Genomic DNA, 19294 nt, shown 5'->3' with positions numbered 1-19294 from the left:
ATGATGAAAAATCCAGTTTTTTTATTAGCGCCGGATTCGTTTAAAGAAAGCATGACGGCAAAAGAGGTATGTGCCGCAATGGAAGCGGGGATTAAAAAAGCGATTCCGGATGCCGTTTGCATTCAGGTACCAATGGCAGACGGCGGAGAAGGAACGGTTCAATCGCTGGTGGATGCAACAGACGGAACGATTTATCAGCAAGCCGTCACAGGGCCGCTTGGACATCCGGTCACAGCCTGTTACGGGATTCTCGGAGACGGGGAAACGGCAGTAATTGAAATGGCATCTGCAAGCGGCATTCATTTGGTTACAAAAGAAACGAAAAATCCGTTGGTTACCACAACCTACGGCACCGGAGAACTGATTAAAGCCTGTCTGGACAAAAAAGTAAAACAGATTCTGATCGGCATTGGCGGCAGTGCCACAAATGACGGGGGCGCCGGGATGGCACAGGCGCTCGGTGTAAAATTTTTAGATGAAAGGGGCAGGATGCTTCCGTTTGGCGGCGGCGCACTCGGAGATTTGGCGGAAATTGATTTGGGCGGCCTTGATCCGCGCTTGAAAGAGGTGCAAATTTTTGTCGCATCCGACGTTACCAATCCTTTATGCGGGGAAAACGGCGCTTCCCATGTATTCGGGCCGCAAAAAGGCGCGACGAAAGAAATGGTTGCGCTCTTGGATGCCAACCTTTCGCATTATGCCGCCATCATTAAAGAACAGCTTGGCAAAGATGTTGCGGAGGTCCCGGGGGCAGGGGCTGCAGGCGGCCTCGGTGCCGGTCTGATGGTGTTCGCGGGTGCCAGGTTAAAAAGCGGTATCGAGCTTGTCGTGGAATACACCGGATTGGAGCAAAAAGTAAAAGATGCTGATATCGTTTTGACCGGCGAAGGCAGCATCGATTTCCAGACGCAGTTCGGGAAGACCCCTTATGGCGTGGCCCAGGCAGCAAAAAAACATGGGAAACCCGTGATTGCTGTTGCCGGTTATGTCGGGGAACAAATTGATGTTTTATATGAAAAAGGCATTGATGCGATCTTTGGCATCCTGCCCTACCCAATGGCGCTTGAAGACGCTTTGCAAACGGGTGCTGCAAATATTGAGAGAACATGCGAAAATATCGCGCGTCTCCTCGTGCAAGCGAAGCAGTAAAGGGCGTGTCATATTTTCACGAAACGACTTCAAGAGTTAACGGTGATGAGACGCCCATGCCACAGTGAACGCGGCACCATCAAAAAAAGAAAATCAGCCGGCGTATATTTTCAAGATAGACATCCTGATGATACAAACCAATGGATGTCGTTAAAAATTCCGGTACTGGATATTAGCCATTGTACAACCCATAGCCTCCATACAAAGTCGCAAACGAGCGCAGACCGCAAAAAGGCTGCGCTTTTCATCTGCGCAGCAACCGGTATGCCAGTTCGAACAGATCAAACAGCTGAAACGGATTTTTTTCTGTCAATTCTTCAATCCTGCCGAGACGGTAATACAGTGTATTGCGGTGAATCATCAGCGCCCGGGCTGTTTCTGCAGGATTGCCATTATGGCTGATAAAAGCCGTTAAAGTTTCTAAATACAAATCGGGCAAACTCAAGGTTTCTTCAAAGGCTTTCTGAAAAATGCGGGTTTGGGACAATTCAGCAGGAAATTTCCAGTCAGCGTAATCCAAAAACCGGTTTTGTAAATGAAGCTTTTCGCAAACGGACAGACAAAGTTTTGCCTGGCGGTAACCGGAAGCAATATTCATACCGTGCAGGCCGGCCGCGACAATGGCAAACGGATCGATTGCCCATATGCTTTCAGCTATCTTTTGAATATCTTTTCGATTTTGCAAAATGAGGATATACAGATTTTCATTCGGTTTTTTGAAAAAAGGAAAGGGCTTATATATCGTTTCGAAACGGCTGCTTTTTTCCTTCGGCTTCACGAGGACCACGCTGTTTTCTTCATGCAGGTGAATACGATAACGTTCCGCTTCCCGTATCAGTTCTTGCGAGTAGTTTTTCTGTTCATTCAGGATGGTTTCAAGAAAAGCGGCTTTCCGATTCCGTTCGGCTTCCTGGTTCCCCATGAGCATATTTTGTTCAATCAACAAAGACACGGCTGTTTTGACAAGTTTGCAAAAGGGGCGGACAGCTTGCGGATCACCAGTGATTCCGATCACGCCAACCGGCTGACTGTTTACAACGAGCGGTTCGTTTGTGCCTTTTTTCTCATATCGATGATCATCGTAAATTTCAACCATCTTCCCGGTTTTCAGCGCCTTTACCGCGCCCTGGTGCAAGGTGCCTACCCGCTTTGGATCGCCGCTGCCGATAATAATACCTTTTTCATTCATAATATTGATGCTGTAAGGAATATCCAGCATCATTTTTTTCACAATTTTTTGGGCAAGTTCCTTCGTCAGCCACTGATCCACGCCATTTTCCTCCCGTTTTTATGAACCATTTTAGCACATGTGGTAGCTTTTTTCTTGTGCGTATGACCGGTTAAAAATATGTAAAGTGTAATGAAAACCGGAGCGGGGCAGATGCTTGTTTTCGTTTATTTCAAATTCCAAAAAGAGAGACGAAAGTTTTAAAATTGCCAAATTCTTAAATTGGCCACGGGAATAAGAAGATGATCACCTTCCCTGAATGTGAAAGTCGATGGGATCATGCATATTGAATCCGGATCCTTAAAGATATTTTATAAAAACTGTTTCCTTGATTGAATCATAAAAAAGCCCAATTTTACCTCGTTTTGGCCCAAGATCCAAAATATGTAAGCGTATTAATTGCTATTTATATATAACAATATTACTATAATAATAGAATATTTGTGGTAAACGATATTCAGCGGAAAATTTGGCAAAGGGAGTGGAAGAAATGAAAGCAGCAGTATGGCACGGAGAAAAAGATATTCGTGTGGAAGATGTTGAATTGCGCCCGTTAAAGGAGAATGAAGTGAAAGTAAAAGTAGCATGGGCCGGGATTTGCGGCAGTGACTTGCATGAATACCAGGAAGGACCGGTATTTATCCCTGTTGGCGAAGAAAATGAATTTACCGGTGAAAAAGCGCCACTCACGATGGGGCATGAATTTGCCGGTGTGATTGAAGAAGTCGGATCAAAGGTTACCAAGTATAAAGCAGGCGACAGGGTTGTCATTAACCCGACGATTACTCACGAAACCAACCCCGATGAACTCGATCGTTATGATGGCTACGCTTTTATTGGATTACATAGCAATGGCGGATTTGCGGCATACGCCAACATTCCGGAAAAAAATATTTACCGCGTGCCGGATTCCTTGTCTTTGGAAGAAGCTGCACTAGTTGAGCCTAGCGCAGTTGCTGTACAGGCTGTGAAAGATAGTGGTTTAAGATTTGGCGATACGGTTGCGATTTTTGGTGCAGGCCCGATCGGATTATTGACAATTGTTGCAGCACGTGCAGCAGGTGCAAGCCGGATTATCGTAGCGGATTTGTCGCAACCTCGTCTGGACCTTGCGAAAAAAGCAGGCGCGACCGACATTATTAACTCCGGGGAAAAAGATGCCGTCCAAACCATCCGTGATCTTGTTCCAGGTGGCGTAGATGTATCCTTTGAAGTGGCCGGCGTTGCTCCGACTTTCAAACAAGCACTTGATGCAACGAAAGCACGCGGGATTGTCGATGTCATTTCTATCTTTGCACGCCCGATAGAATGGAACCCGATGCAGTTAACGAATACAGGTGTTAGCGTTACAGCATCAATTGTTTACACGAAGAAAACGTTCCAACAAACGATTAACCTGATTGCATCCGGCCAATTGAAACCGCAAGACGTCGTTACTAGCCATATCCAATTGGAAGAAATCGTTGAAAAAGGTTTCGAAGCTTTGACCAAAGACAAATCCCAGGCGAAAATTTTGGTTAAATTGAGCGGGGAGAAATAAACGGTTTAAAGAGGCCAGCCCGGACTGATTCCGGGCTGGCTCTTTTCTTTGCAAGAAGAAATCACAACCTTTTCGCGGGACGCATAGGCTAATGTGGAGAACCGTTAATTACCCAAACAGAGGAGTGACGGGATATGGCTGGAAAAGTGTTGCACTATTTTGCAGGCGGCAATACCGGGAAAGGGTTTACGCATTATTTGGATTCAAGTTTGCAAGGTTTGGATCGCGTGTTTATTTTAAATGGCAGGACAGGGAAATCATATATCATGGAAAAACTGGCGGAAGTGTGGAAGCAAAAAGGTTATGATCTTGAACTGATTCATTGCCCGTCTGCTCCTGATTCGCTGGATGGCGTAGTGATTCCGGGATTAAAAACAGGCGTCGTGGATGGAAACGCGCCGTATGTGATTGAACCGAAAACAAATGATTCGGTTATGATGCTGGAGGACGCATTGGACGCCAAATATGAAAGGGATGCATTAGAGCTGAATCGCCGTATACAGGAAGCCTATCAATCTGCGTACCATTCGTTTGCGGAAAGTTTGCGCCATCATGATGACTTGGAGGCAATTTACTTAAAAGAAATGGACTTTGAAAAAGCAGGCCAGGTGACACAGCAGCTGATTGAAAAGCTATTTGGCGGGAAAACCGGGGACGGGAGCCAAACGGCGTACCACCGTTTTCTCGGGGCAGCCACACCAAACGGAGCAGTTGACTTTATCCCAAATCTGACGGAGGGGTTATCGAAACGCTATTTTATAAAAGGGCGGGCCGGCACCGGCAAATCCACGATGCTGAGAAAAATTGCGTCCAAAGCGTCAGAAAAAGGTTTCACGACTGAGATTTACCATTGCGGATTTGATCCAAACAGCCTGGATATGGTCATCGTCAGGGAACTCGGGTTTTGCATTTTTGACAGTACCGATCCGCACGAATATTTCCCTGAGCGAAATGGGGACGAAGTGATCGATATGTACGCGGCTGCGGTGACGCCGGGTACGGATGAAAAATACGCAAACGAAATTCAAGCTGCCCATAAGCGGTACAAAGATAAAATGAAAGAAGGAACCGCTTGGCTGCATGAGGCAAAAGTGCTGAATGATGAACTGGAAATGTACTACCATGAGGCACTGGACTTCGCGAAAGTGGATCAGATCTATCTCAAGATCAACCAAGATATTCAGGAAGCTGAACGTTTGCAAACGCAATCGTGATAAAATGGGATGCCGCCGGGAAATTGCGGCATTCTTTTTTTGGGGAGGAAATGAAAGGCATCGAGAGGGTTCGTGTTTTTCATAGTAGACGCTCATGCCGAGTGAACGCGACACCAATAGAGGAATGAAAAGCAGCCAGTGCAATTTTTCGAGATAGTGATGAAAGTCATTACGCGATTCCTCAGGTACCGATTTGCCTGATGAAAGGCATCACATGAGGAGCCATCGTCTTGTTGAAAAATATTACGACTTTCCCGGTTTCCCGCGCCCCGGTGTTGCTACAACGTATTAAAAATGGAACGGATTCCTAAATTGGCCGCAGGTATAAGAAAAAGAAAGACGCGAATCATAAATGTACTTTCCGGGAACGCTCCTCATTTTGTGTTGAAATACAAAACACACTATGATAGGATACTATATGTAGTTGGCTGTTTCAAAAATAAATACTAAATATAGTGTTTTGGGTGAGAAGGCAATATCTGTCTGAAAAGGAATCCAGTTTAAATCCGGAGCTGTCTACAAAACTGTTCCGCTGTATTGCCCATCAGAAGCGTTTTAGAGGTAAGAACTTGATGTTTCGGAGGATGAAATTTTTACCGCTTTTGCCGCCGTTTATTCCGCGGTTGAACGAGTTGTTCGCCAAGGATGTTGCGGGAATTTTAAGCCACTACACCGCAGCCCTTTTTCATTGAAAATGCATGGTGTGCCACCAAAGAAACGGACGTTCAAGTTTTCTTCATGCCCAAAACCGGTGCGTTAGAAAGGAGAATCGGTAAAATGATTACAAAAAATGAACAAGAAACCAGTGGCGATTTTCCCCTGCAAGCCTTAAATGAGATTGTGTTTTCACATAATCATGATTTAATGCAAGAAAATGCAAATATGGATGGATCTTCGCCAATGGGGCAAATGTCAAAGATCTCTTCTGAAGTCAGCAAATATTATGCAAAGCAAATGTTGCTTCGTAAAGAGGTCGTAAGGGCGATTGATGACAATTTTATTTATCCCCATGACCTTGATTTTATGGTAACAGGTACGACAACATGTTGCCAGATTCCGCTGGGCGAAGTATTAAAGGGTGGATTTAATACCGGACATGGGTATATGCGTGAACCGAAAGACATTGGCAGCGCGATGGCTTTAGCAGCAATTATTTTCCAAGCCAATCAAAATATGCAGCATGGCGGACAAAGTTTCCCGATGTTTGATTATGATCTTGCGCCTTACATAGAGAAAACCTTCCATAAAAATAAAAAACGTTTGAAAACCTATGCCACCAGCTATACAAACGAAGAGCTTGAGGCATTAGCCTGGGAAGAAACCAACCGGGATGTGTACCAGGCATGTGAAGCTTTTATTCATAATTGTAATTCGATGCATTCCCGTGGGGGCGGGCAAGTCCCGTTTGTCTCTATTAATTACGGCACCGATACGTCCAAGGCCGGGCGATTGCTGGTAAAAAATATGTTGTTGGCAACGAAAGCCGGACTCGGGAAAGGGGAGACACCCATTTTTCCTATTCAAATTTTTAAAATGAAAAAAGGGATTAATTTTGAACCGGGGGAACCAAATTATGACCTATACCAATTAGCACTTGAAACGACGGCAAAACGTTTATTTCCAAACTTTAGTTTTATAGATTCCACGTTTAATCGTCCCTATTATGACGGCACGCCGGAATCAGAAATTGCGTATATGGGTTGCCGCACCCGTGTGATGGCAAACCGCCATGGAAAAGAAAATAGTATCCGCCGCGGGAATTTGTCCTTTACTTCTATTAATCTTGTAAAAATAGCGCTGATTGCTAAAAATGAATGTGAATTTTTTAATATACTAGATCGTTATCTTCACCTTGCCATTCAACAATTGTTAGAACGGTTTCATTTTCAGGCAAAAAAGCAGGCAAAGAATTTCCCCTTTTTGTATGGTCAGCATATATGGAAGGATAGCGAAAACTTAAAACCGGATGATGAAGTAGGAGAAGTATTAAAGCATGGCACATTAAGTGTTGGTTTTATTGGGCTGGCTGAAGCACTGGTTGCACTGACAGGCAAACATCATGGGGAGTCCAATGATTCTTATCAATTAGGGTATCGTATCATTCAGCATATGCGGGAGAAAGTGGACAAAGCAAGTGAGACTTATGATTTAAACTTTTCCTTAATTGCAACGCCGGCAGAAGGGTTATCAGGGAAGTTTACGCGAAATGACCAAAAAGAGTTTGGAAAAATTCCCGGGGTGACGGACCGGTCCTATTATACGAACTCATTCCATATCCCGGTTTACTATAAAATCAAGGCGATTGATAAAATAAAAATTGAAGGTTCTTTTCATAAATTGTGTAATGGCGGTCACATTACTTATATTGAGTGTGATGGAGATGTTTCAAAAAATGTCCGTGCTTTGGATCGATTGGTAAAAGCCATGGCGCAATATGATATTGGCTATGGTGCCATCAATCATCCCGTCGACCAGTGCGGCGTCTGCGGTTATTCGGGAATCATTGATAATGAGTGCCCGGTTTGCCACAATGCCGATGAAAATAAGATTGGACGCATTAGACGAATAACCGGTTATCTGGTTGGCGATATGAAAAGGTGGAATTCAGCCAAACGTGCAGAAGAGAGTGAAAGGGTGAAACATCAATGAGGGTCATGAATATCATCCACGATTCGGTTGTTGATGGTGAAGGTTTGCGAACCGTGATCTTTTTTGCAGGCTGTCCGCACTTTTGCAAGGGATGCCATAACCCAAGGAGTTGGAATATCCATAATGGGACAGAGATGCCGGTTGAAGACGTCGTTGAAGAAGTGGCTGGCAATCCATTGACAGATGTAACCTTATCCGGCGGAGAACCCTTTTTTCAAGCACAAGAAGCGTGCGAAGTGGCAAAACGATTAAAAGCACTGGGAAAAAATATTTGGGTTTACTCAGGCTATACATTTGAACAATTAATTGCTTCCGATGATCCCTATCAACAGGAGTTGCTGCGATATTGTGATGTGCTCGTTGATGGCCCGTTTCTATTGGCAGAGCGTGATCTAACCTTATCATTTCGCGGGAGCAGAAATCAGCGGATCATTGATTTAACAACAAAGTGGGAAATGGAAAAGTCGTTTTAATCAAAAGCAAAAGCGGAGAGATGGTTGCCATCTCTCCGTTTTTGCCGGTGTATAACCTAGCTTGTTCGGATGAATAATATGATGAGAGATTTCATTGTAAACGATACCATCCGTCATCTTCGTCATCATTTTTCTTGGCACATCTTTAGCCAGGTTTGCTACGCATTTCCAAATGGCAATGCATGGCTTTAACTTGGTATAGGCTCACATTTTTGCTTTATAAAGTAAATGATTGGAAGATTTTACTAGATTTCCCCAAACGGTAGATTAATAGAACCATACATTTTAATATATCAATCTTAAAAAACTATACTAAAGTATTGTTTCAATTGCCTCACTTATCATGAATCAAAGCTGTCGAATGACTGATGGAAAGAATACTGGCTGAATGGAAAGAATTTTACCGGTTTTGGAATAAAAGAAACAAATTGCTACTGTTATCTGTTTTAACCCTCCAGCCATAGGGTAAAGAAAAGTATATCGAACAAGTGGGATAACCGCTATCCAAATGGGGGAGTTTGTATGAAAAGTTTTACAAGGTCAATGAAAATTGTTACGGGGACAATCATTGGATATTTTATATGGGTACTCATTTTAAGTTATGTTATTTATTTTTGCGAATAACCGGTTTAGGCTTACGTTAAATTCCACATCGTACCGATCCGCCGAGTGCGGGTAGCGTTTTACAACGATTCCCGCACAGGGTTTTGGGTTGGCAAAAATATACTCGATGATGACTGTTTAAAAAAGGATGTACATAAAAAAGGAAATGAACATTTAGTTCCGACGAATGATGAAACAAAAGGAAGAAACGCGCAAAGCAGTTGCTGCCGTTTCTTCCTTTTATTCATTTGGGCAGCCCGAAATCTTTCGACGGATAGTATGATAGCTCGATTTTTCCGACTACCGATTTACTTGGAAACGGTTTAGAAAAGCAGATTAGCAGTTTTAAATTTAAAGGCGTCTGAATCTCGGGTATAATAGATTGTGAAGATTTTCAATTGGCACATAATTGGACTGACAAAAGGTAAAATTTCAGCTTCCGTATTTTTACGTGCGATTCATCTATCATTCGGGGGGAGGATGTCACATGAAAAAATTTTTTGCTTTTCAAGTGATGATTGGCTTGATAGTAGGTGCCATTTTAGGTGCCATTTTTCCTGAATTCGGGACGAAATTGAGGCCGGTCGGGGATATGTTTATTCACCTGATCAAAATGATTGTCATTCCGATTGTGTTTACGACGATTGTCGTTGGGGCTTCTGGTGGAAACGGGAATATGAAAAAGATGGGTTCATTGGGGCTAAAGACGGTGATTTGGTTTGAGCTGATTACGACGCTTATTTTGGGTATCGGCCTGCTGCTTGTGAATCTCTTAAAACCCGGTGTTGGGGTGGACCTTTCGCATTTGGCCAAAACAGATATTTCCCAAGTAAAAGCAAACGCGTCTACAGTGGTTGATTTTAAAACGATGATTGTCAACATCATTCCAAGCAATATCGTGAATGCAATGGATCAAAATAATTTACTGGCCGTTATTTTCTTTGCCATTTTATTTGGTGTTGCAGCTGGGGCAATCGGGAAAGCAGCGGAGCCGGCATTGAAATTTATGGAGTCGGTTTCAAAAGTGATGTTTAAATTAACACAGATGGTCATGGTTACCGCTCCGATTGGTGTCTGTGCCCTTATGGCGTCTTCCGTCGGCCAGTTTGGCATCAGTCTTTTCATTCCGATGGCCAAACTGATCGGGGTTGTCTATCTGGGCCTGGCAATCGTCATTTTCGGCCTGTTCCCGCTGATTGCCTGGATGTTTAAAATTCCTTATTTCAAAGTATTTCGGATGGTCTGGGACTTATTTCTGATCACTTTTTCAACGACAAGCACAGAGACAGTCCTTCCGCAGCTTATGGAGCGGATGGAAAAATTCGGATGTTCCAAACGTGTTGTCTCGTTCGTTATTCCTGCCGGGCTATCGTTAAATTGCGACGGTTCCACATTGTACCTGTCCGTTGCTTCCATTTTCATTGCCCAGGCATTTGGGATACCGATGAGCCTTGAACAGCAGCTGATTGTCATGGCGGTTCTGATCGCGACTTCAAAAGGCATTGCAGCTGTTCCAATGGGTTCCCTCGTTGTGCTTCTGGCTACCGCAACTGCTGTCGGACTACCTGCTGAAGGTGTGGCTATTATTGCCGGGATTGACCGGGTGCTGGATATGGCACGCACGGCTTGCAATACACCGGGCCACTGCCTTGCCAGTATTGTTGTTTCCAAATGGGAAAAAGAGTTCCATCCAAATGAAGCATTCGCTGCCCGCCCGGAAACACAATCGGTTCGCCAGTCATAAGCGGGAATGGGGCATATGATGTCCCAAAAACCCCTCTATTTGGCTCATGCACTGATGATCCTGAATTTCATGAAACGCTTGTGTGAATAGTGGCTCAAATGAATGATCCTAAACAGCCAACTGTATCATGCTTACAAGGGGCTCCCATCAGCCGTTTAACGACTTTTGGGACAGCCCCTTTTTGGGATCGCAAACGTTTTAAAAAACATTCCTGTTTGAAAGGGGATCCAAAAATTTCCATTTGCCGCTGTGAAGTATTATAATGGGGAAGAACTTCAAACCAAGGAGGATGCTTATATGAACAAAGTGGCAATTGTGACAGGCGGTGGGAGCGGTTTAGGCCAGGCCGTTGCCTTAAGACTGGCAAAAGAAGGGGTTCATATTGTGGTGGTGGACATTCAAGAAGAAGGCGGAAATGCAACCGTAGAAAAAGTAAAGGCGTTAGGGGTTGATTCCTTCTTCGTGAAAGCAGATGTTTCAAAGCCGGAAGAAGTGAAAAACTATGTGGATCAAACTGTAAACCGGTTTGGCACAATCGATTACTTCTTTAACAATGCCGGCATTTCGGGGAGCGGAACATTTTTTCTTGACTCGACCATTGAAGAAATCAATCAAATTGTCGGGATCAATTTATTGGGAGCGCTTTACGGTACCCGTTACGTTGGGGAAGTCATGGTGAATAACGGCGGCGGATCCATAGTCAATACTTCTTCAAGTGCGGGCGTCATTGGCCAGGATTCTGTTGTAACATATTCTGCGACGAAACATGGGATTGTAGGGTTAACGAAAAGTTTGGTGGCTGAGTATGCAAAGGATGGGCTGCGCGTGAATGCCATTGCACCTGGCCCGACGGAAACCCCGATGGTAAAAGCTTTTTATGAAGCAAATCCGGAAATGAAAGAGAACGCTACACGCGGAATTCCGCAAAAAAGGCTCGGTACGCCGGAAGAAGTGGCAGAACTGGTTACTTTCTTGTTAACTTCTAAAGCGGAGTACATCAACGGGGAAGTCATCCGAATTGACGGTGGGTTTACCAATACAAAATAGAGTGCATACAGCGCCCAATCTACGGAATTGGGCGCTGTATACAAGGTTATGGCCGGAAGTTTCCCGCGTTCCATAACGGGAAGTGTTCTATGTTAAGAGGAAAATCGAAGGTCTTTCTTTACATAGAGCGCTCCTATGTTAAGATACCCGGCAAGATCGAGGAGCTTCCTTAACATAGAGTGTCTCTATGTTAAGATATCCGGCGAAATCGAGTGTCTTTCTTTACATAGAACGCGTCTACGTTAAGATACCCGGGAAAAATGAGGGCCTTCCTTAACATAGAGTGCCTCTACGTTAAGATATCCGTAAAAATTGAAGGCCTTTCTTAACATAGAATGGGTCTACGTTGAGATACCTGGCAAAAACGAGGGTCTTCCTTAACATAGAGTGCTTCTAAGTTAAGATACCCGGGAAAATTGAAGAGCTTCCTTCACATAGAATGCCTCTACGTTAAGATACCCGGCAAAATCGAGGAGCTTCCTTAACATAGAGCGCCCCTATGTTAAGATATCCGGCGAAAACGAGGGTCTTCCTTAACATAGAGTGCTTCTATGTTAAGATACCCGGCAAAATCGAAGGTCTTCCTTTACATAGAACGCGTCTACGTTAAGATATCCGATAAAATTCCCTCGCTTCCTTCACATAGAACACCCCCTACATTAAGACATCCAGCAAAATCGATGTTTCCTTCACTTAACCTCCATGCCGCAAACGTTTATCAGGAACCGTTTATTCGCTGTTCCCACTTCGTCAGCACGTCCACCAATTTTTGCTGCAAAGGTGTTAAAATGTGATTGGACCGGTAGGCCAGGGAAATAAGGAATTCCGGCTGGTCGGGGTCAGAAAGCGGCAACGCCATGACAGGGTCATAATCCGAGACGGCGATTTCTGTAAAAAAACTAATGCCGACATTTTCAGCAACCATGCCTTTAATGATTTGAATATCATTTGTCCGGTAAATAACAGGGGGATGAATATGGGCTTGTTTTGAGAGCCTTTCAAAAGCTAGCGGATGAATAAAATGGTCGCTCAGTTGAATGAACGTTTCGTCTTTGAGTTCTTGAAAAGCCACGGATTTTCTTGTGGCAAGCGGGTGTTTTGGGCTGACAATAATTTTAAATTTTTTGCGAGCAAGCAAATGGTTGGTTATCTGTTCGTCTTCTAGCGGATGGATCGCTCCCAGCAAAGCCATATCAATTTTGCCGGCTAACAGTTTGTGAAACAGCGATTGTGAACCATCTTCGTATACATTGATATTTTGAAGCAGGTGCTCTTTGGCCAGCATGGATGAAATGGCCGGGAAATAATAGTTCCCGATAATCGGCGGCAAGCCAATGGAGACCTTTTCCATTTTTAATGCCTTGATTTCCTGCCGGGCAATATCCAGTTCTTTCAGCATTTGGGTGGCATGCCTTTCAAATTGTCGGCCGCTTTCTGTAAAACGTATCTCGTGATGGGACTGGTCCCTAATAATCAGCTGCGTACCAAGCTCTTTTTCAAGTCGCTGGATGGCAGCGGTAATTGCCGGCTGGCTGACATGAAAATAGTCCGCCACTTTTGTGTAACGCTTCTCCTGGTAAAGCTTTTGATAATATTGTAAATCCTTGATGTTCATAAAAAATCTCACGTCCAATAAAAAATTCACATTCTGTTCAAAAAAGGTACCCTCGCGTTCCCCGTTCTGTGCAAACGGACGCGGTATTTGTAACGCTTCTCCTGATACAGCTTTTGATCGTATTGTAAATCCTTGATGTTCATAAGAAATCTCACGTCCAATAAAAAATTCACATTCTGTTCAAAAAAGGTACCTCCGCGTTCCCCGTTCTGCGCAAACGGCCGCGTTATTTGTAACGCTTTTCCTGATACAGCTTTTGATCGTATTGTAAATCCTTGATGTTCATAAAAAATCTCACGTCCATTAAAAAACTTCACATTCTGTTCAAAAAAGGTGCTCCCGCGTTCCCTCGTTCTGTGCAAATGGCCCTAATGTTTGTTAAGCGCTTCACATAGCACAGGAGACGGATTTCCGCAAAATCATGTCTTCCTCATATAAATATTTTTTTGCTTACCTCCTTGTTTTGACTATAAATTTTTTGCGCTGCTATAGTTTTCACTGTACTCATTAGAAATTATGCAGTCAAGGAGGAAATATCCATCATGGCAATCAGACCTCAAGAAATTTTGAATAATCCTTTTATCAATAAAAACACAGGTTTTACCGAAGAAGAAAGAAAAGCTTACCATCTGGAGGGGCTATTGCCTCCAAAAGTGCAAACCATTGAAGAACAGGCCGTTCAGGCTTATCACCAATATCAAAGCAAACCAACAGATTTAGAGAAAAGAATTTTTCTCATGACGCTGTACAATACAAACCGCACTTTATTTTACCATTTAATGGATGAACATATTGTTGAGTTTATGCCGATCGTTTACGACCCGACAGTTGCCGATTCGATTGAACATTATCATGAACTTTTTATGAACCCGCAAGATGCCGCCTTTTTGTCCATTGATGATCCTGAAAATGTAGCGGATACGTTGAAAAATGCAGCCGGGGGCCGGGACATTCGCTTGATTGTGGTAACGGACTCGGAAGGGATTTTAGGCATGGGCGACTGGGGCGTAAACGGCGTTGACATTGCGATCGGCAAATTAATGGTTTACACCGCCGCAGCTGGTATCAATCCTACCCATGTGCTGCCGGTTGTCATCGATGCCGGCACCAATAATGAAAAATTGTTAAACGATCCGCTTTATTTGGGCAATAAACACAAACGTGTCCGCGGTGGGCGGTATTACGATTTTATTGACTTGTTTGTAAAAGCGGCAACGGCATTATTTCCGGAAGTGCTTATTCACTGGGAAGACTTCGGACGTTCCAATGCCGCCACGATTCTTGAAAAATACCAAAATCAAATTCCAACTTTCAATGATGATATTCAGGGCACAGGCATTGTGGTCCTGGCTGGCATATTAGGAGCAATGAACATTTCCGGGGAAAAACTAGCCGATCAGCGCATTCTCGTTTTCGGTGCCGGGACAGCCGGTGTCGGTATCAGCAATCAGATTTTAGATGAATTAATGCGCCATGGGTTGTCTGAAAAAGAGGCGCGGAAGCATTTCTTCCTGGTTGATAAACAAGGCTTGTTGTTTGAAGACACGGAAGGCTTAACCCCCGGTCAAAAAGGTTTTGTCCGCAGCCGCGCGGAATTTCCAAACAGCCGTGAACTCACGCATCTTGAAGCCGTAGTGAAAGCCGTCCATCCAACGATTATGATTGGGACCTCGACACAGCCTGGTGCTTTTACAGAGTCGATTGTTAAAGAAATGGCTGCCCATACAAGCCGTCCGGTGATTTTCCCATTATCGAATCCAACCAAATTGGCGGAGGCAAAAGCAGAAGATTTGATTGCCTGGACAGATGGAAGGGCACTGATCGCAACCGGGATTCCGGCGCGTCCTGTCCAATATAAAGGGGTCACCTATGAGATCGGGCAGGCGAACAATGCCCTCATGTATCCGGGCCTCGGACTCGGCTTGATTGCCTCTACGGCAAGGCTTGTAAACGGGGAAATTTTATCGCAGGCAAGCCATGCATTAGGCGGAATTGTGGACACAACAAAGCCCGGCGCTGCCGTTCTTCCGCCGGTTTCCAAGCTGACCGCGTTTTCGCAAAGGATTGCCGAAGTCGTCGCCCAAAGTGTCCTGGATCAAAATTTAAATCGCAAAAAAATTACGGACGTCAAAACAGCGATCCGGGATATCAAATGGGAGGCCGAATATAAAGAGCTGGTATTCAGCTAAGCCAGTGGGAAAAGGGTGAAAAATATGGTCTTCTTACAATCAATTCAAAGTGTGATCACGATTATTTTAATGATTGCACTGGGCTATTTTTTGAAAAAGTTTAAATGGTTTGATGACAATTTCGGAAAAAGTATTTCATCTCTGATTACGAAAATTGCCCTGCCAGCATCCATCTTCGTATCGGTGTTAAAATAATTTACCCGCAACAGTTTGGTGGAACTTTCCGGCAGCCTGGTTTACCCGGCGATTTCGGTCGTCGTCTCTTACTGTATATCCTATGCGCTCGTCAAATTGTTAAAAATCCGGCCGGGCCGCCGTGGCATCTTTATGAACGCTGTTGTCAATGCGAACACCATCTTTATCGGCCTGCCGCTAAACATCGCGTTGTTTGGAGAAAAAAGCCTGCCGTATTTTTTGATTTACTATATCATTAATACGGTCTCAACATGGGCTTTCGGCGTATTTTTGATTTCCAATGATGATCCGACAAAGGATAAATCAAAAGGGAGCAAACATAAAATCAATTGGAAGAAAATTCTTCCGCCGCCATTACTGGGTTTTATCGCAGGGCTTATTTTCCTGCTTCTCAATATTCCAATACCCGGCTTTATCGATTCCACTTTAACGTATGTGGGCAGTATCGTAACCCCGTTATCTCTTGTTTATATCGGCATTGTGCTGTATAACGCTGGCCTTTCAAGCATCCGGTTTGACCGGGATACGATATTCGCGCTTTTAGGAAGGTTTGTGTTATCACCGGCCGTTTTGATTGTTTTGATTTTAACGGGCACCCACTTCTCCGGCACCCATTTGCCTGCCATGTTGCAGCAAACGCAAATCGTCCAATCGGCAACCCCGATGCTTGCTGTTCTGCCGATTTTGGCTACAGAAGCACACGGTGATGTCAATTATGCGACAAATGTGGTCACGACAAGCACGTTGTTGTTTGTTGTCGTTGTTCCTGTCTTAATGCAGGTGATTCAGTTTATTTAACATGAATCAAAACATGAAGTGCGTTGTGAACGATTCAGTTTATTGAATGCGGGCCAAAATCCCGTACCACCGGGCAGGAGATTGCAAAATGGCAGTCTCCTGTTTTTACATAAAAAGAAAATCTCAAAGCAAGGCGCCGCTTCCGCCGGGTCGTATATGTAAAATTTTACTCGAAAAAGCAGACGAGTGAAAAAAAGGGAGACACTCTATTGTCTACATGTACACAGCGAAATGAACATCTAGATGGATATGATTTCACGAATTGCTGGATGAGGAAAGAAAAAAGCGTTTTAACGCAATTGAAGAACAGGTTAAACCTCTGTTGCAGGTGGCTTTTGTACCATGGATTGGGGTCGTATATGTAAAATTTTACTCGAAGGGGCAAATGAGTGAAAAAAAGGGAAGACACTCTATTGTCTAAATGTACACCTTGAAATGAACATCTAGAGAGAGGTCTTCCTGAGGTCTTCCCACGGATATAATATCACAAATCGCTGGATGAGGAAAGAAAAAAACGTCTTAACGCAATTGAAGAACAGGTTTTACACATTGGGGTGGGGTCCGGCCGTTTTCAATCATTTTTCAAACCGGGTATAATAGAAGCATAAACATACGGACGTGAGGGAAATATGGCCGATATTCAGAAAATGATCCAAGGGAAAAAACTGACTGAATTGGATGAGCAGATTTTAAAGTATATTGTTGAAAACATTGATCATGTGCTGCAGATGGGGGTGCGGGAGATTGCAAAGGAAAACTATACGTCTCCCGCCACCGTGATCCGGTTATCGAAAAAGCTGGGGTATAAAGGATTCGTAGACATGTACTACCAGTTGCTGCCGCTCATTAAAAAAGTAGAACTTGAACAGGACGGCCAGTCAGCGTTTGAACCGGGGCAGCCGGCTTTACAGTACAATTCAAAAGAAAGTATCGGAAAATTTATCGAAAATGTCCTGCATTTAAATGAAAAATTCATTTTTATCTATGCTACCGGTTTTTCCTCCATTATTGCGGAGTATATGTACAAAAAACTGCTGGTGCTTGGAAAAAAGGCGATTTTTGCGACGGGGACGGATTCGATCGGGGTGTTTGAAAATAACCTCGATGATGTCGGGGCACTGATTGTCATCTCAAAATCGGGCGAAACGAAACAAGTGATTGACAAACTATTTTTGGCAAAGGAACACGGGATTTTTACCGTCTCTTTTACAAAAGAAACAGAAAACACAGCAGCCGGGTTGTCTGATTTGAACTTAAAAATAACAGACCAATATAAACTCGACGACCGGAATATGTTGCCAAATCTCTTCTTTCCGAATGTCTTAATCCTGTTCGAATATATGATCAAGGAATATTTTCAACAAATAAAATAGGGCTTGCTGAACAAATCCGATGCTGAGTTTGTGCCCAATTTATCTGCAACCTCTGTCTCAAAATATAGAAGAATCCTTTTGCGAAAAGGGGTGATTTGATCTTCTCCGGACGTTGAATCGGCTTTCGAGTGCAGGCATTTCCCTGGATTTGTTGTAAAACCCTTGCATTTAAATGGTTGCCAAAGCTATCAGGATCCTTGCCAAATCTAGGAATTTCGCTTATTCAGCAAGCCCTAAAATAGCAGAGTCATTGTCCCCTGTCAAATTGGACCTCGATCCGTGAAACGTGTTTCAATCTGTGAAACGCGTTTTTTCCTGTCCGGAAACGATCGACAGTCTAAAATAAAAGGACTAAACTACTCAATGTAAACGAAGTTCACATTTGGAGGTGGAGCAGGTGAAGGCAAAAGTGATGGATGCCATGCAGCGGTTTTCCAAAGCAATGTTTATCCCTATTTTGATTTTGCCGATTGCTGGTATTTTAATTGCACTCGGGAATGTCTTTACCAATCAGAAGCTAATTGAAAGCGTTCCCTTTTTAGATAATCCATTTTTTACAGGATTTGGCACGATTTTATCAGGTTCCCTTGTTCCTATACTGGGAAACCTCGGACTCATCTTCTGTGTCGGGATTACGCTCGGGTTGGCAAAAAAAGAAAAAGCGACTGCGGCTTTTACAGCAGTGTTAAGTTACCTCGTATTTGTCAATGCGATGAACAAATTTATGCAGCTCAGGGGCTTACTCGTTGACGGGAAGGCACTTGCAGGCGGCGGCAGCGGTCAAACGCTCGTTTTAGGTGTCCAGGTGCTGGATATGGGTGTGTTTCTCGGCATTATTCTTGGGCTCGTCACGGTTTACATCCATAACAAATTTATTGACACCGAATTTAAAGGCGCAATGCAGATTTACGGGGGTTCAAGATTTGTTTTTATCGTGTTAATCCCAACCGTTATTTTGTTATCGGTTTCACTTACGTATATTTGGCCGTTTATGCAGGATGGCATCAATGCACTTGGGACGTTGATTCATAGGAGTGGAAACTTTGGGCTGTTTTTATACGGCGCCCTGGAAAGATTGCTCATCCCAACCGGCTTGCATCATTTGGTCTACACTCCATTTTTATATACGTCATTAGGCGGTACCGCGGAAATCGGCGGCCATATTTATCAAGGGGCAAGAAATATTTACTATGCGGAACTCGCCAATCCGAGTTCGCACCTTCTGGATAAAAGCGTCATTTGGGATGCCCGCGGGATATCCAAGATGTTCGGTTTGCTCGGCGCATGTCTTGCCATGTACCATACCGCAAAACCGGAAAACAAGGCAAAAGCAAAAGCAATTTTAATCCCGGCTGCGGTGACTTCGCTGATTGCCGGTGTAACCGAACCGATTGAGTTCTCATTTATGTTTGTCGCGCCGCTTCTGTTCGTCGTCCATGCCGGGTTAAGCGGTTTAAGCGCATATTCCGCACGTAAA

Annotated in this window: 12 protein-coding genes and 1 pseudogene; 11 read left to right on the top strand and 2 right to left on the bottom strand. The window is 43.9% G+C overall.

Going from position 1 to position 19294, the window contains the following annotated elements; genetic code table 11:
* Positions 1 to 3 precede the first annotated feature (3 nt).
* On the top strand, positions 4 to 1149 hold the full coding sequence (locus P9687_RS15070; RefSeq protein WP_168985619.1) for a glycerate kinase family protein: 1146 nt from the start codon (positions 4 to 6) through the stop codon (positions 1147 to 1149).
* Positions 1150 to 1393: 244 nt separating this feature from the next.
* On the opposite strand, the gene P9687_RS15065 is transcribed toward P9687_RS15070, so the two are convergent.
* Complete coding sequence (locus P9687_RS15065; protein WP_168985618.1) at positions 1394 to 2419, bottom strand: CdaR family transcriptional regulator; 1026 nt, start codon at positions 2417 to 2419, stop codon at positions 1394 to 1396.
* 448 nt (positions 2420 to 2867) lie between these two features.
* Between P9687_RS15065 and P9687_RS15060 the strand changes: the two genes are divergently transcribed.
* The 6 genes from P9687_RS15060 (at position 2868) to P9687_RS15035 (ending at position 11647) form a co-directional block, all read left to right on the top strand.
* Positions 2868 to 3917 (top strand): 2,3-butanediol dehydrogenase, encoded by a 1050-nt coding sequence (locus P9687_RS15060; protein WP_035189972.1) that lies wholly within the window; start codon positions 2868 to 2870, stop codon positions 3915 to 3917.
* Positions 3918 to 4051: 134 nt separating this feature from the next.
* Positions 4052 to 5131 carry a PRK06851 family protein gene (locus P9687_RS15055; RefSeq protein WP_035183444.1) on the top strand — a complete coding sequence of 360 codons (1080 nt, stop codon included), beginning with the start codon at positions 4052 to 4054 and terminating at the stop codon, positions 5129 to 5131.
* A gap of 777 nt (positions 5132 to 5908) precedes the next feature.
* Positions 5909 to 7780 (top strand): anaerobic ribonucleoside triphosphate reductase, encoded by a 1872-nt coding sequence (locus P9687_RS15050; protein ID WP_168985617.1) that lies wholly within the window; start codon positions 5909 to 5911, stop codon positions 7778 to 7780.
* On the top strand, positions 7777 to 8253 hold the full coding sequence (gene nrdG / locus P9687_RS15045) for an anaerobic ribonucleoside-triphosphate reductase activating protein (RefSeq protein ID WP_168985616.1): 477 nt from the start codon (positions 7777 to 7779) through the stop codon (positions 8251 to 8253). The genes P9687_RS15050 and nrdG overlap by 4 nt, the downstream gene beginning before the upstream one ends.
* Positions 8254 to 9343: 1090 nt before the next feature.
* A complete protein-coding gene (locus P9687_RS15040; protein ID WP_035183448.1) occupies positions 9344 to 10600 on the top strand; it encodes a dicarboxylate/amino acid:cation symporter in 1257 nt (418 codons plus the stop codon).
* 297 nt (positions 10601 to 10897) lie between these two features.
* Positions 10898 to 11647 carry an SDR family NAD(P)-dependent oxidoreductase gene (locus P9687_RS15035; protein ID WP_110134206.1) on the top strand — a complete coding sequence of 250 codons (750 nt, stop codon included), beginning with the start codon at positions 10898 to 10900 and terminating at the stop codon, positions 11645 to 11647.
* A 718-nt stretch (positions 11648 to 12365) separates the two neighbouring features.
* Here P9687_RS15035 and P9687_RS15030 read toward each other — a convergent pair.
* On the bottom strand, positions 12366 to 13262 hold the full coding sequence (locus P9687_RS15030; RefSeq protein WP_168985615.1) for a LysR substrate-binding domain-containing protein: 897 nt from the start codon (positions 13260 to 13262) through the stop codon (positions 12366 to 12368).
* 539 nt (positions 13263 to 13801) lie between these two features.
* Here P9687_RS15030 and P9687_RS15025 point away from each other — a divergent pair.
* The 4 genes and pseudogenes from P9687_RS15025 to P9687_RS15010 all read left to right on the top strand — a co-directional run.
* A complete protein-coding gene (locus P9687_RS15025) occupies positions 13802 to 15451 on the top strand; it encodes a malolactic enzyme (RefSeq protein ID WP_328228556.1) in 1650 nt (549 codons plus the stop codon).
* A 24-nt stretch (positions 15452 to 15475) separates the two neighbouring features.
* Positions 15476 to 16444: pseudogene (locus P9687_RS15020) on the top strand (AEC family transporter).
* A gap of 629 nt (positions 16445 to 17073) precedes the next feature.
* Positions 17074 to 17817, top strand: a complete 744-nt coding sequence (locus P9687_RS15015) for a MurR/RpiR family transcriptional regulator (protein WP_168985613.1) — start codon at positions 17074 to 17076, stop codon at positions 17815 to 17817.
* Between the two features lie 397 nt (positions 17818 to 18214).
* The coding region (locus tag P9687_RS15010) for a PTS transporter subunit EIIC (RefSeq protein ID WP_328228554.1) at positions 18215 to 19294 on the top strand (1080 nt) is incomplete at its 3' end.

Source organism: Weizmannia sp. CD-2023, from assembly GCF_036225245.1.
Taxonomy (GTDB): Bacteria; Bacillota; Bacilli; order Bacillales; family Bacillaceae_C; genus Weizmannia; species Weizmannia faecalis.
This window is presented reverse-complemented; position numbering and strand designations above follow the sequence as displayed.